At 55.3% G+C, this 14,093-nt stretch carries 14 protein-coding genes; 5 read left to right on the top strand and 9 right to left on the bottom strand.

Going from position 1 to position 14,093, the window contains the following annotated elements:
- Positions 1-518: 518 nt before the first annotated feature.
- The 5 genes from AC27HQ_RS10255 to AC27HQ_RS10235 form a co-directional block, all read right to left on the bottom strand.
- Positions 519-1,328 (bottom strand): substrate-binding periplasmic protein, encoded by an 810-nt coding sequence (locus tag AC27HQ_RS10255; protein WP_487156055.1) that lies wholly within the window; start codon positions 1,326-1,328, stop codon positions 519-521.
- Between the two features lie 222 nt (positions 1,329-1,550).
- Positions 1,551-1,961, bottom strand: coding sequence for a hypothetical protein (locus AC27HQ_RS10250; RefSeq protein WP_487156054.1), 411 nt, complete (start codon positions 1,959-1,961; stop codon positions 1,551-1,553).
- Positions 1,961-2,533, bottom strand: a complete 573-nt coding sequence (locus AC27HQ_RS10245; RefSeq protein ID WP_487156053.1) for a type VI secretion system amidase effector protein Tae4 — start codon at positions 2,531-2,533, stop codon at positions 1,961-1,963. Before AC27HQ_RS10245 ends, AC27HQ_RS10250 begins: the two co-directional genes overlap by 1 nt.
- The gene (locus AC27HQ_RS10240; RefSeq protein ID WP_487156052.1) at positions 2,534-3,112 is read right to left on the bottom strand and encodes a PAAR domain-containing protein; all 579 of its coding nucleotides are present in this window, start codon (positions 3,110-3,112) and stop codon (positions 2,534-2,536) included.
- Between the two features lie 231 nt (positions 3,113-3,343).
- Entirely contained in the window at positions 3,344-5,266 is a 1,923-nt protein-coding gene (locus tag AC27HQ_RS10235) for a methyl-accepting chemotaxis protein (protein WP_487156051.1), read from the bottom strand.
- Positions 5,267-5,679: 413 nt separating this feature from the next.
- Between AC27HQ_RS10235 and AC27HQ_RS10230 the strand changes: the two genes are divergently transcribed.
- Positions 5,680-6,261, top strand: a complete 582-nt coding sequence (locus tag AC27HQ_RS10230) for a DJ-1/PfpI family protein (RefSeq protein ID WP_487156050.1) — start codon at positions 5,680-5,682, stop codon at positions 6,259-6,261.
- 47 nt (positions 6,262-6,308) lie between these two features.
- Complete coding sequence (locus AC27HQ_RS10225) at positions 6,309-6,614, top strand: ribbon-helix-helix domain-containing protein (protein ID WP_487156049.1); 306 nt, start codon at positions 6,309-6,311, stop codon at positions 6,612-6,614.
- Between the two features lie 213 nt (positions 6,615-6,827).
- On the opposite strand, the gene nadE is transcribed toward AC27HQ_RS10225, so the two are convergent.
- Positions 6,828-7,655, bottom strand: coding sequence for an ammonia-dependent NAD(+) synthetase (gene nadE / locus AC27HQ_RS10220; protein WP_487156048.1), 828 nt, complete (start codon positions 7,653-7,655; stop codon positions 6,828-6,830).
- A gap of 405 nt (positions 7,656-8,060) precedes the next feature.
- On the opposite strand from nadE, the gene AC27HQ_RS10215 reads away from it, so the two are divergent.
- Positions 8,061-9,587 carry a hypothetical protein gene (locus AC27HQ_RS10215; protein ID WP_487156047.1) on the top strand — a complete coding sequence of 509 codons (1,527 nt, stop codon included), beginning with the start codon at positions 8,061-8,063 and terminating at the stop codon, positions 9,585-9,587.
- 53 nt (positions 9,588-9,640) lie between these two features.
- Here the strand turns inward: AC27HQ_RS10215 and AC27HQ_RS10210 are convergent, their stop codons facing one another.
- From AC27HQ_RS10210 to AC27HQ_RS10200, 3 genes are all read right to left on the bottom strand, one after another.
- Positions 9,641-10,510, bottom strand: a complete 870-nt coding sequence (locus AC27HQ_RS10210) for an acyl-CoA thioesterase (RefSeq protein WP_487156046.1) — start codon at positions 10,508-10,510, stop codon at positions 9,641-9,643.
- Positions 10,511-10,728: 218 nt separating this feature from the next.
- On the bottom strand, positions 10,729-11,019 hold the full coding sequence (locus AC27HQ_RS10205) for a DUF1330 domain-containing protein (protein WP_487156045.1): 291 nt from the start codon (positions 11,017-11,019) through the stop codon (positions 10,729-10,731).
- 27 nt (positions 11,020-11,046) lie between these two features.
- Positions 11,047-11,748, bottom strand: a complete 702-nt coding sequence (locus AC27HQ_RS10200) for a tRNA (adenine(22)-N(1))-methyltransferase (RefSeq protein WP_487156044.1) — start codon at positions 11,746-11,748, stop codon at positions 11,047-11,049.
- A 661-nt stretch (positions 11,749-12,409) separates the two neighbouring features.
- Between AC27HQ_RS10200 and AC27HQ_RS10195 the strand changes: the two genes are divergently transcribed.
- Together AC27HQ_RS10195 and AC27HQ_RS10190 are read left to right on the top strand one after the other, a co-directional pair.
- Positions 12,410-12,865 carry a hypothetical protein gene (locus tag AC27HQ_RS10195; RefSeq protein ID WP_487156043.1) on the top strand — a complete coding sequence of 152 codons (456 nt, stop codon included), beginning with the start codon at positions 12,410-12,412 and terminating at the stop codon, positions 12,863-12,865.
- 297 nt (positions 12,866-13,162) lie between these two features.
- Positions 13,163-14,023, top strand: coding sequence for a restriction endonuclease (locus AC27HQ_RS10190; protein WP_487156042.1), 861 nt, complete (start codon positions 13,163-13,165; stop codon positions 14,021-14,023).
- The last annotated feature ends 70 nt before the right edge of the window (positions 14,024-14,093 follow it).

Below are 14,093 nucleotides of genomic sequence, written 5' to 3'. Positions count from 1 at the left end.
ACCGTTACCAAAAAAACTCACCTCAATCAGTTCGCCTGGTCCATCCTGCTCGAAATAACCTCCCGTAAATCCCAATATTGGGTTGCTGGCACTGTGATAACCAGTTGCACAACCTCCAAGCAATAAGATCCCCATCAGAAGCAATGTTTTTCCCATGTTTTTATCTCTTTTTATAGTTAGGCTAAATACAGGCAAATGAGTGTCAAGCCGTATATAGCGTTTCCAAGCCGCAACCAGACACACCGAATCTCCAGCTTGCAGTGATTGCGGTGTGACAAGACGGGATGTGCAGAGAAATATCAGACTGGCTGTAAGAGTAAAGCTGGTTGCATTCCTTTGCTGAGCAGAAGGATAAGCGAGTCGGCCGAACGCTGTCCAAAAAAGATTGAGTTCCAGCCCGCTTGATCTATTAAGTGCAGACGATCACTGCTGCCCGGAAGTATCAGCTATCTTTCCCTATGAATGAAACGGCCTCATAAAGATATCGAACAGACAGTACGTTGAACGACAAGAATTAATCATGGAGTCACATAGCGCTGCACAATCCGCCCATAACTGCCATCGACGACTAACTGCCTTAGGACATCGGCATAGGCCTGAACAAAATCCGCATCATTCGAGGCTTTGCTGAAGGCCACTTCAGCGGCGTGACTGGAGACCACTACCTCGCTGGCCTTGATCTGCTCACTCAGGCCCAGTTCGGCCACTTCGTAGACCCCGGTATACTCATTGGCAATAACGCCGTCAATCCGTCCTCTTGCTGCCATGTGCCACAGGTTGGTGCGGTTGGCGACCTTGGTTACCCGTGCGATAAATGCCGGATCACTCATGACCTGCTGAAAGTCCGGCCCGTAGAACACATTGATCTGCGCGCCCAGACGAAAGGACGTGTTCTGTAGCTCTACCAGACGGTTGACCGGCCATTGCTCCAGCGCTTGCTGGCGCATGAAGAGAATATTGCGCGAAGGAGGTAATACCGCTCCGGAGAAGTACGCATAGAGTTCGCGCTCGGGACGCCGAAAAGCGCCCGACAGAATATCCAACCGACCCAGTTCCAGCTCCCTGAGGGCCCGCGCCCACGGTAGTTTTCGTAATGTAAGCTGGCAGTCAAGACGGGCCAGGGCAGCCCGATTGAGGTCTACATCAATACCTCCTACCTCACCATCGGGCATCAGCATGCTGAACGGCGGGTCATCATCCCAGCGCAGGGTTTTTTCACAGTCAGCTGACGCCACACCCGGCCAGAAGGCCAGAAACAGCAAGACCGGCAAAGACCAGCGTCGGCATGCGTTTATGAGGTGTGTGGCGACCGGACGAAACATCATCATGCAGGCTGTGCTCGGGAGGCTATGCCATGAGTATAGCAATCTGCCTGACAGTCAGGGTGGTATTCAAAGCTAGAAATCCGATCAGTTCACTTCTGGTTATACCTCTCCCCTGGGAAGGTCGAGTTCCATCTCGACCCGCGGAGTCGCCTTAGTGCACCAGGCCGAGGTGGAACTCGGCCGCTCCCAGCAAGTACCAGTTTTTGAATATGGGTGGGGGTAAGCCTATGGCAGGTAAGCGTCCTGCGTGTGGACAAACTGATCGAACTCGGCCGAGTTGTAGATGGCCAGGCAGGCATAAAAGGCGCTGTTGCCGCTACCGGACTTCATTGCCGAGCCAGTCACGGCGAAGCGGTTGAGGACAAAGTCGCGGGTCGCCTGATAGGGGTCGTGCAGTATTTCCAGGCTGTCTTCATTCTGTACAATCCGGTGTGCGCCGTTGCCCATGAAGTGATAGGCTTGGCTGGCCGTGGCCAGGTCCTCACGCAGGGCAGAGGCTTCCTCGGGTTGGATCTCCAGCAGGCAGCGGCTCAGGCCATAGTTTTTCAGGGACTGCCGGGCCTCTTCGTCAGCCGAATCTGCCAGCTCCGCAGAGCAGCCGGAAAGCAGCAGTAGCGCCAAAAGCGGAGCTCTCATCATTTGAGCTCCCAGTACAGTATGCGCACCGGCGCCACGCCGGGGTTGCGGTAGGAGCTGCTGTTCGGGTCCTGGTAATCGGAGCCGTCGCCGGTCGCACTGCCGTCCCAGAGTGTCACGTGCCCGGTCGCATCGCCCCAGCCCTTCACCTCGACCACGATCAGGCCCTTGAGACCGTTCAGCGTGGCTGACTGGTCGGGGCTCAGGGTCTTGTCCGGTTCGCCCCAGTTGTGTCTGACAAAGTCGATCACCCCGGTAACCCTCATGATGTAGGGCAAGCTGTCACCGCCGCGAACACGGTAGATATTGGTGCCGGGAATAATGGTTCCGGAGGGCACCTGATAGCCGCCGTAATTGAACGCTCTGCTCATGCGCAGAGCACAGGCATTGGTGTAGTCCGACGGGTTGCTGCGGCGCAGCTCGGCGACATTGCCGCCGACCAGGTCATACACGCCCTGGTAACCCATCATCCCCACCTCGGCATAGGCATCCCACAGGTCCTTGAAGCGGGGGCGTTTCACGGCGATGCTGGTTGAGGCATTACCGGCAGAGGCAGTCAGCGTGTTGGTCATTCAGATATCTCCTTGCAGGGGCACAGTTCTGGCCGCGAAGAGCCCCGGAACAAGAACCTTGCCGTCTGTGCCGACACGCCCGCTGACGGTGGTCTTGGTTACGCCGTTGACGGCAATCTCGATCATCTCGCCAGGGACATAACCGGTGGTCTCGGCGTGCAGATTCAGGTCGGTATAGAAACGGGATGTATCACCTACCGGGATCTGTTCCTCGCCATAGGAGAAGTACAGCCGATCAATGGATTTGCCGAGCGGTTTCACGCGGCCAGGACCGCGTGCCGAGCCAGGCGCGCCTGAGTGAATATTGCTCACAAGAATCGTGCCCTGGGGCAGCAAGGTATTGGAGCCGGGCGGGCAGCCACAGGCCACGTAATCGCCAGCTCGCGCAGCCGGGCCTGCAGGCAGGTTGACGGTCCTGCCGCCGACCGCAACGATCTCGCCCACCCCTTTGTTGCAGGCCGGGCAGGTGGCTTTATGGCCGACCGAGCTGGCAACCAGGCCATCGAACACCAGGCCTGTATTCCCCTCAATGACCACACCTCCGGTCGAGGTTTTTGAGCCAATACCAATGCCTAGCATGACGTCTTACGCTCCCTGTAAAAAAATGGTCGAACCTGCAGCAACCCAGGTTGTTTGTCGCCGTGGTGATCGCGCTGGCGTTGAACCTTGCTGTGTGGCAAAGGAGCTTAATAGCTCAAGCGTGCAGGTCAATTGCCGGCTGGCAGCTTTGCTGGGCAGGTCACATATTCTGTTGGCCAGAAGCGATGCCGGCGCACCCCAGAATTGAGGGCGCCAAAGCGATGCAAGGTTTTAAATCTTGTAATAGGCGAGAAGCGTACGTAGTTTGTCAGCCAGCAGTGTGAGGTTCTGGCTGGCATCGCGGGTTTGTTGTACCAGTTCACTGTTCCTTGATGCTTCATCACTGATACCCAGGACATTGCGGTTGATATCCTCAGCCACATGACTCTGCTCTTCTGCTGCACTGGCAATCTCGGTGTTGACCTGACTGATGCGAGTAACCGCCTCAAGAACATCATTAAATGCCTTGCCGGCTTCCTGTGCCGCATCCGCATTGTTACTCGCCATTTTGCTGTTGTTTGACATCATCTCGGCGGAACGGCTGACACCGTTCTGTACGCGCTCGATCATGCCGCGAATTTGTTCTGTTGAGGATTGTGTGCGTTGAGCCAGTGAGCGTACCTCATCCGCGACAACGGCAAAGCCACGGCCCTGCTCCCCAGCGCGAGCCGCTTCAATTGCCGCATTGAGCGCCAGGAGATTGGTTTGCTGGGCAATGTTAACAATGACTTCCAGTACTGAGTCGATATCAGCACTGGCGGAGGCGAGTTCCTCAATAACCTTCATGGAGGATGAGATTTCCAGGGCCTGATTTTGAATGCTGCTGATCGTGGTGCTAAGGGCATCTCTCCCTTCCAGGGCCTGCGTGCTCGCCTGGTTCGCGGCATCCTCTCCAGTCGCAGCACTTTGTGCCACACTGTGCGCTGTCAGGCTCATCTCATGCATGGCGGTAGCAACCATTTCGGTTTCGCGATTTTGGCTGTTGATAGAGTCATTCGAACGCTCAGCCACCTTGGCCAGCTCGTTAGCCTGCGCAAGGAGGGTGTTGGATGAGTCCAGCGCTTCCCGAATGGTATGTTGAATACGGTCCAGCAGACGGTCAAAGGCTCGGGCCAAGAGGCCAAACTCGTCCTTGTTGGTGCTCTTGAAGCGGACTGTCAGATCACCGTCGCCATCTGCGATATTTTCAATCGAAGCAATGGTGGCATTCAGAGGGCGACTAATCATGATGTTCATCATGAGGCCGATACACAGGGCCAATATGATCCCAGCGGCGGTGATCATCATGGCTATCGACATCGAATTGGCACGAACCAATGAGCGGACTTCGGATTTAGAGTAGGCGGCAATGATCTCATAGCCCCAGGGGGTAAATGTGTGGGTCTCGACTTGCCATTGCGGCCGATCGTCACCTAGGGCCTGATTTATTGTCTCCTCAGTCAGGTGATCTGAATACATCCTCAATGTGCCACTGGGATCACGCAGGGCAACAAAACCGTCTTTCAGGATGCGAGCGCTGGATATGGCCTCAGCCAAGGCGCTCAAATCAGCGGAATAGCCGACATACCAGATGCCGATGGTGTTCCCCCGCAGATCCTTTATCGGTTCATAACCGGTCAAAAAAGGCATGCCCAGAATATCTACCTGACCATAGAAAGCATTGCCTGCAAGGATGGCCTTTATTGCCGCACCATTGGGATCAAGCTGTGTACCGATAGCGCGCTGTCCGTCACGCAGTACATTGGTCGACACGCGTACAAAGTTGTCTCCATCCCGGGAGAAAAGCGTCGCCGTGCCGCCCATGATCTCCGTAACGCCGTCGACCAACTTAAAGTCATTGGCTTGTGGTAGTCCGCCCAGCAGCAATTGTGGTGGGGATCCTGCGCCAACGCTGACCCTCTCGCTCAGTGAGGGCTCACCCAGGGCCTGGCCGCGTTGAATCAATAGACGCATGCTGTTTTTTACTCGCTCACTCATGATTGAGTCCGTCAGCCCAAGAAGCCTGGCCGCGTCATTCTTGCGACTGGTCGCTTCAGCCAGCGCCTGTTGATTTATTCGCTTGCTCTGTGTCAGTGAGCTGACAGCAACGGCTACAGTAATAAACAACAGCAAAACGGCTGTCAGCGTGAGAGCGAACTTTTTTTGAAGCGTCATGACAGGGTATCCTGGTGCGCAATCGATTGAGTATTTGGACAGTGATCACTGCCAAAAAGCTGTTAAACAGTATTTTTTTAAGCAATATTCAAGCCAGCTTTCTGATGTATCGCGTTTTGCAAATGCTTTTGCTGTACATGGTTAACTAAAGGTGCAGGTGAGCAAGTCGTCAAATAACGCAATACAGTCCTGATCTTAAGACGCGTTGCATAATAACATTGTGACGATCAATGACACCCCCTTTTTCAGCGTTTTGGGTTGTGTGCTGATTGATCCAGGCCTGCCTGGCATACCTTTGTAATGAGCTTATACGTGCCCTTGCCAAGGCAGCAGTGTCACGATGTAGTAGCCAGCTGTTACCCGCAGACCGCCTATGCAGTGCATGCTTGTCTCATCGATAACAGGAGACGAAAATGACTGCCAAGAAATTGCTGTTGCTGGCCGGTGACTTCACTGAAGATTATGAAACCATGGTGCCGTTTCAGGCCCTGACCATGCTCGGTTATCAGGTACATGCCGTCTGCCCAGATAAAAAAGCCGGGGATACCGTGCGTACCGCGATTCATGACTTTGAAGGTGATCAGACCTACACCGAGAAGCCGGGCCATAACTTTGCCCTGAATTTTGACTTCGACCAGGTCAAGGTCGAGGAGTATGTTGGCCTGGTAATACCCGGTGGTCGCGCGCCCGAGTATCTGCGCCTGAATCAACGGGTCATCGAGATTGTGCGGCAGTTTGATCAGGCACAAAAGCCCATCGCTGCCGTGTGCCATGGTGCACAGCTTCTGGCTGCGGCAGGCGTACTCAAAGGCCGTGAATGCAGTGCTTACCCAGCCTGTGGTCCTGATGTGCAGCTGGCCGGTGGTACCTATATGGATATTCCTGTGGATGCAGCCCACGTACAAGGCAATCTGGTCACAGCCCCCGCCTGGCCGTCGCATCCCGCCTGGCTGGCCGCTTTTATCAAGCTGTTGGGCGCTCAGATAAACCTCTAGCTTGGACGCGCTCCAGCTGGAATAACCCATGATCAAGTGGTGGCAACATGTGTGAGCTTTACGTCAAAGCCGATCCGATTCTGTATGAATCACGTTCCCGCTCCCTGCGCATTCGCGGCGTTGTCACCACCCTGCGGCTGGAGAACCAGTTCTGGCAGATACTGCAGGAGATCGCCGAGGTCGACGGCATGACCACCAATCAGCTGATTACCAAGCTGTATGACGAGATCATGGAGCTGCGCGGCGAAGTGTTGAACTTCGCCTCCTTTCTGCGGGTCAGCTGCACCCGTTATCTGGCACAGCGGGAGGCGCGCCCGGTGCCGTTGGCGGTGGTGCGGCGTTTGGTCGGGTAGGGTGTCGAAACAGGGCTGTCATGGCCACTATACGAGTGGAATAACCATGATGATTTAAGCTCTTTGCCTGTATTACTGTAAGGCGCTCCGTCGCCTTACAGAACTTGTCCCTTGTCTGTGGCGGGTGTCTGCCAGTAAAGCACCCAGTGCCCCTGCAGCGCCGTACCGATCAATGTTCATTTGACCTCTGCGAGCTTAACCCCAATTGGCTTCTCAGGGGGTCAGTGGCAATTGACGCTTGTGCTCGGTGGCATCGTAACGTTTGATGATCTCGCTGGCCGCATTCTCGTCCAGGTCTTGACCCAGCAGAAAGGCATCAATTTGCTGGTAGGTCAGCCCGAAGGCGTCTTCATCCGGCTTGCCGGGTTGCAGGTCTTCAAGGTCAGCAGTCGGCACCTTGCCAACCAGTTTTTCCGGTGCGCCCAGTTGTGCAGCAATACGCCGCACCTGGCCTTTGGTCAGCCCGGTCAGCGGCGCCAGGTCACAGGCACCGTCGCCAAATTTGGTGAAAAAGCCCATGACCGCTTCGGCAGCATGATCAGTACCGACGACCAACCCGTTGGTAAAGTTGGCCAACGCATATTGCGCCACCATCCGCGTGCGCGCCTTGATGTTGCCCTTGGCGAAGTCGCGTTTGGCCGCATCGGCGGGCTCCTCCTCGAAGCTGGCCATCAAGGCATCCACCGACCCCTTGATATCGACCGTACGCAGCTGATCCGGCTGAATGAAGTCTAGCGCAGCCTGAGCGTCGGCTTCGTCAGCCTGCACACCATAGGGCAGACGCATGGCGTAAAACCTGACGTCAGTGCCAGCCTGGCGCAGTGACTCCACTGCCAACTGGCATAGCCTGCCGGTCGTGGTTGAATCAACCCCGCCACTGATACCCAGCACCAGGGCGCGGGTGCCCGAGCGCAGCACGGTATCCTTGATAAAAGCGATACGCCGCTCGATTTCCAGCTTCAGCTCAGCCGCGCTGTCGAGCCTGGGGTTGACCAGCAGGGCGCTCCGAATCTCAGGGCCACGACGTGATGCAGTGTTCATGCTTGCCTCCTTGGGGGTAAGGACGAGTCAAAGGCTTGAAAGGGGTAAAGATGTCTATCATGACGCTTACACGCGCTGTCTTGAAGCGCGAAAGCGCTCTGCTCGGCAATATGGGTAGCATTTTAAGCGGCAGAGCAACTTGCTGAAACTAAATTGAGGTCTTATCCATTTCTGGCGTGCTCGCTTGCTGTCAGAGAGCGGGGCACGGTTATTTGATAACGCTCGTCGTAGCGACCGTTGTGCACTGCCTGACGCTTGCCGGAATCCAGCACCATACGTGACTTGTAAAATAGGGAAGGTGGTTCGGGGAGCTGACTCAAGATACGCCCGTCGGCAAATAAAGCTGTCCCCTTACCCCTGTGGTGATGATACTTTCGACACAAGGTTTCCATAGGTTTTCCGCTGATGCCATATGCTGCCAGATCCTGTTTCAAGTTGGCGCTGCCCCTGTTACTGGCTGCGCTGGCCGGCTGTGCAGGAATCAATGTGGCGACTGTTGATCGGGCGCCAATGAGGGCGAGCAACGCGGCAATACCGGCGAGCCTGCATGACTGCCGCGCCGGGTATGACGCGCTGGACGCCATGGCCCGCAACCAAGACACAGTGGATGCCCGCTACCAGCGGGTGGAGGGCCTTGCGCATTTGCGCACGTCGCGGTTTCTGGCCAGTTTTGATGTGGCTGGACTGTCTGAGGCCGCGTATCAGCGTTGGCTGATGCATCAGAACACCATAGCGGTCGAAGGCTTGTTCATCGAGTGGTTGCGTTTGCCGCCGACCGCCCAGCACCAGTTGAGCCAGCACTGGCCCGGCGAGCCGGCAGCGGTAAAAGGGGCACTCACCCACTGTGGCGCCGCGTTGGTAGCGCACCAGGCGGGATTGCCGCGGTTAACGGGCATGACTGCGTCCGATCAGTATCAGCCATGGAAGCGCTGGGCCGGACTTTACCCGCTGCTCGTAACACCGTTTTATATGGCCGTGGTAAACGAACACCAAAGGCTGCAGCTGCAACAGCGCGAGCTTGCCAGCGGCGCCGAGCGGGCAGGGCAGTGGACCTATTACCAGCAACCGATTTCCAGTCCTTCCCCTGCTGACGCCCTGGCATTATTGCGCGAGCAACCGCTGGATGAGTTGGGTATACCCCTGCTGGACTCAGCCATAGAGGATCAGTTGCTCAGCGCTTTTGTGCCGGCCCTGGCGATCGAAAACACCAATGGCGCAGCCGCCGACAATGACCGACCCGCCCAGTTGATTGCCGACGCGACCGGAACCATTCAGCGGGATACGACCCAGCCGACGATCTATTCCCATGTCAGCCATGGCCGCTATCAGGGGCAGGTGACCCTGCAGCTGAACTACAGCGTCTGGTTTACCGAGCGCAAGCCGTCGCAGGCGCTGGATTTGCTCGCCGGTCAGTTCGACGGCATCACCTGGCGCGTTCACGTGCTGCCGACAGGCACTGTTCTGGGCTACGACAAGATGCATCAGTGCGGTTGCTGGTATCAGTTTTTTCCGGCCATCGGGTATGACGCCCAGCCTGCTATACCCCGTACTCAGGAGCCGTTCAATATCGGCCAAACCTTGGAGCCGGAGCAGCGCCATACCTTATGGTTGGCAGCCAATACCCATCATTTGCTTGGTGTGCAGGCTGAACAAACACCACGCCTGACACAGCCGCTAACGATGCTGCCCTATGCGCAATTGAGGGCCTTGGAAAGCCCGAGCGGAGGCTATTACAGTCCTTTCGACGCCCAGGGTCTGGTGTCTGAGTCCCGGCGGCCTGAACGCCTGTTGTTCTGGCCCATGGGTATTCCCAGCCCTGGCGCGATGCGCATTCATGGCACCCATGCGATTGCCTTTATCGGTCAACGGCATTTCGATGATCCCGGGCTACTGGACGAGCTGGGACTGAAATCGGGGTCAGATGAAAATTAATTCAGGACCCATTCAGAGAAGTTGGGATATGTTCATCTGACCCCTATTAAATCTCAGTCCACCATTCTGATAAGGCCTTCTTGCGCCACCGAAGCAACCAACTGCCCGTCCCGGGTAAAGATACTGCCCCGGTTCAGTCCGCGCGAGGCCCCGGACCAGGGGCTGTCCATAACATAGAGCAGCCAGTCCTCGGTTCGAATCTCGGCGGCGTGGAACCAGATGGCGTGGTCGATGCTGGCAGACCGTATTTGAGAATGGCGCCAGGTCATTCCATGGGGCCGCAAGCAGGTGCTGAGCAGGGATAGATCCGACGCATAAGCCAGAATGGCGCGCTGCAATGTCGCGTCGCTCCCTATCGACTCACGACAGCGAAACCACATCTTCTGCTGGTTGGTGGGTTCGACGGTCATAAAGCTCGCCACGCCATTGACCGGGCGGACCTCGAAGGGGCGTTCCCGGATCAGAGCATTGTAAAGTTTCTCTGGAAACTGGTCGGCATGGGTTCGGGCGAGATCCTGCTCATTGGGCAACCCCTCCGGACCCTGTGCCTCTGGCCTGGGTTGCTGATGGGCCAGCCCTGACTCGAGAGCCTGGAACGAAGCCGTCAGGCTGAAGATCGGCTTGTCATTCTGCCGGGCGACGACTCGGCGGTTGCTGAAACTACGACCGTCCAGGTCGGCGAAGACGTCATAATGAGTCGGCAGATCGCTGTCGCCGGGGCGCATGAAATAGTTGTGGACCGAATGCACCTGCTTCTCAGATGCCACTGTTTTGGAGGCCGCCATGAGCGCCTGGGCCAGTACCTCACCGCCGAAGATGCGGCCGTGATCGCCGTCACGGCGATGCCCAATGAAGCGGGTCTCGTCGATCTGGTCTACGACCAGCAGATCGGACAGCAACGTCTTCCGTTTAGGTTCGTTCATGGAGTCAGGGTCTCTTGCCAGCGGGGGAGTCGTCTTCAGCGGAGCGGGACTTTATCACAGACGGGCTGTGCTGAATGTCATGTTACTACCGAGCTGGCATCTAGCTACAAGGGAATGTAATTACGGCAGGAATAGGGCAATCGGGATCAGATGAAGATAAATCTTCAGCAGTGACGACGGGTGAGCAGGTCTTGCTCATCTGACCCCGTTTAGCTTTTTTATTCCAATCCCTTCACCAATATAGAGTGTGCTGTGCTTCCGGCATTACGGTGCTTCGATATAGCTTGATACTCATCAGATGTCATCCAGGCCAAGGCTGATTTTTTTGATGGGAACTCAATAATTACCGACCGAGTATCATCCCAGTCGCCCATCAATAGCATCGGATCTTCATCAACACTCAGCAGCTTGCCATCGAATTTTTTGAAGACCTCTGAGAAGCCAGCTTCATATTTATCGTACTCACTGCGGTCATGAATTTTGAATCTGGCAATGATATAAACGGTCATGGTGTTTATCTCCTGATGTTGTATTGGTTATTGCGTAAGTAGGCAGCTGATCGTGACCGCGCGATAAGCATCCAGAGCCTTTTGCGCATTGTCTGCATTGCCCTTCTGGCTGTTCTGGTAGTGCTCTAACGTCTTGTGCAGATAACGCCTGGCAATGCTCTCCTGCGCTGGGGTGTCTGCCTGCCAGATTGTATCGCCCACGGGGCTGATCGTTTGCCATTCGGCCATTCCCTTTTGCTCTGCCGAGACGAGCAATACCTCATAAAAACGTTGGTTATCGCTCATCAGTACTTCCTCTTTGAGGCTGAATTCCAGCGCAATCAGTTGCTGGCGCAGATCGTATTCCTGGTGAACCGGGCAGAGCAGAAAATCGAGCCGGGCGTGGGGATGCCTGCGATGAATCTCCTGGATAAAGCGCGTTATCAGCTCGCCACCCACGCCGGCAATGATGATCAGGTGCTTGCCGAGATAATCCTCCAGCGGTAAAGCGGCCGTATCCAGGCAGTGGGTATGCCAGTTGTTGGCTGTCCCTGGATAAAAGCGCTGGAGTTTGTCGTTCAACTGATTGATCAGCCTGGGCAGCACGTCAACAAAGTGGATGTGCGGTGCCGCCTGATCGGAGAGCAGCGCTGCGCCGAGCAGGCCGTGATCACAACAGCAGTCCCAGATGTGGGTATAACCGGGCGAGACCATGGATCTGATTTGTTTGAGGCGTTTGCTGAGTTTCACAATCTGGCCTGGGGCGCATGCCCGGAAAGTGCGTGGGGTGATTGGGTTCTAGTGTAATGGTCCAAGATGAATCGGCGAAGTGATTGCTCAAGGCAAAACTCATGTTGCCGTTGGCGCCTGTAGAGAAATCGGGGATCAGATAAAGATTTTCGATAAATGCCCATTTGCTCCCAGTTACTGAAGTTTGCATCCCCTTCGAGAGGGCCGAGATTCGCACGTTGGACGCCGCAGAGCCGGATGCGGAGCGTCTATAATCCGGAAACTCCCAAAACCGAGATCAGACCAATAAAGACTGGAGTAGAAACGTCAGGACGCTTACAAATACCTCTTCGGGGACACGGTGCGCGAGCGAGATGGCGGTGACCTGTGATGCAGCGAACCTCGGGTGGGGAACGATAGATTCAAGGTACATACCGAAGCCAGGGCGGACCGGCGAATGGGGCTCACGTTTGAGCGCTGGTAAGGTGGTCTTGATGCGACGACTCATGTTTCATGCTTTGCCACATGCGGCAAAACATTGCCCCCTTGCCCACCGAGATCTCCACACAACCCTATTGCAAAGCGGGTTTGCGCGTTAACACCGGCTGGCCTGATTTATGCAGTTAACGTCAGAGCTTTATTGCAAGCATGAATAAATCGTCAACGCGTCAGGGAGTACACCATGAGCGTTATCAACATTATCACCAACAATCATCAGGGATCGCTGACCTACCCCAATAACAGCAGTCGCAACACCTCTGCAGAAGAATTCCGTCAGGTCATGCAGACAGTTAACGAAGCCAACGCAAGCGCACAAGCCGAGGTTGAGACCAGCGAAGAGGCTGGCAACGACGCCGCTGAGGAATTCAGCCGCTACATGGCCATGTCCGTCGCAGACAAGGTCAAGCACAGCGTGTTGCAGCAAATGGGGTTAAGCGAAGAAGAATATGATGCACTGCCCCCTGAAGAGAAAACCAAGGTAGACGAGAAGATCGCCGAGCGCATCGCCGAGATGAACAGCACCACACAGACCACTAGCGCCGAGCAGCTTCAACTTCAGGCTAGCAAACGGATGCGTGACACTCTGGACGGCCTGGACGCAGACAAAAAGAATTCATCACTTTTTGATATCACCTGATAGAGAGTAATCAGGGTCAGTTCAGATGAAGATTAATTAAGGATCAGTTCAGAGAGGCTGGGATAGTTTCATCTGACCCCGATTTCTTCCATTTTGGGTGCTTCAGTACTATTTGACCGATGACCAATACGAGGTCTTTGGTATTCTTGCAGCGGCTTACAATGAAGTGCTGGTGAGCAGCAAGAAGATAAGTGAGGTTGGTGAGTGAGTGAAATAATCCCAACGAAATTGTGGCCATAATCGCTGGAAGCGGTTAACTTGGCTGCATGGCATTAAGCCACTCGCAGGAGCCCAAGGATGGCACGCAGACGTAGTTCGGATTTTGAAAAGCTGATAGACGCACTTGCCAAGCTGCCTTGGTGGGTAAGTCTGCTGATTGGCTTTATTGCCTGGTTGATACTCCACCAGGTGGCATCCAGCCCTGCAGAAACTCCCGTTGCCGGCAAGCTTGAAGATATCTCCGGCGTGTTCCTGAGCCAGATCTGGCGCACCTTCGCGCAGTTTGGTCAATACCTGATCCCCTTTGCCTGCGCGCTTGGCGCACTCGGCTCCATCGCTGCCCGGCGTAAACGCAAAAAACTCCTCCACAACGTCAATACCGCGACCCAGCCCGGCAAAGCCATAGATGGCTTGAGCTGGCAGGCGTTCGAGCTGTTGATTGGTGAAGCCTTTCGCAAAAAGGGTTACGCCATCACCGAAACCGGCGGCAACGGGGCTGACGGCGGCATCGATCTTATTCTGCGCAAGGAGGGCGAAAAGCATCTGGTGCAGTGCAAGCACTGGCGCTCGCTGAAAGTGGGCTTGCCTGTGATTCGTGAGTTCTTTGGGGCTATGGCGGTGGAGGGGGCAGCAGGTGGATACGTGGTGACCTCGGGGCAGTTTACGGCGGAGGCGAAAGCCTTTGCTGAGGGGCGTAATGTTCAATTGATAGATGGCGACAACCTCAAAATCTTGCTAGCCAATAGAAATCCTATATTTTCAGTCGTCGAGCCAGTCATATCTACCACCACTGTACTTCAGTCATTGGCTACAGAGCCTGTATGTCCGCTATGTAAAAGTGAGATGGTAAAACGTATCGCTAGGCAAGGTAGAAATGCGGGAAACTATTTCTGGGGGTGTAGAAAATATCCAAAGTGCAAAGGGATGGTGACTGTTTAGTGCTCTTAGAGAGTGCGTAGCGGAAAATAAATTCGCCCTTTTGTGTTCATGGTTCTTTGAATAACATTCT

The sequence above is a fragment of the Halopseudomonas sp. 4NH20-0008 genome (assembly GCF_057548395.1).
This window is presented reverse-complemented; position numbering and strand designations above follow the sequence as displayed.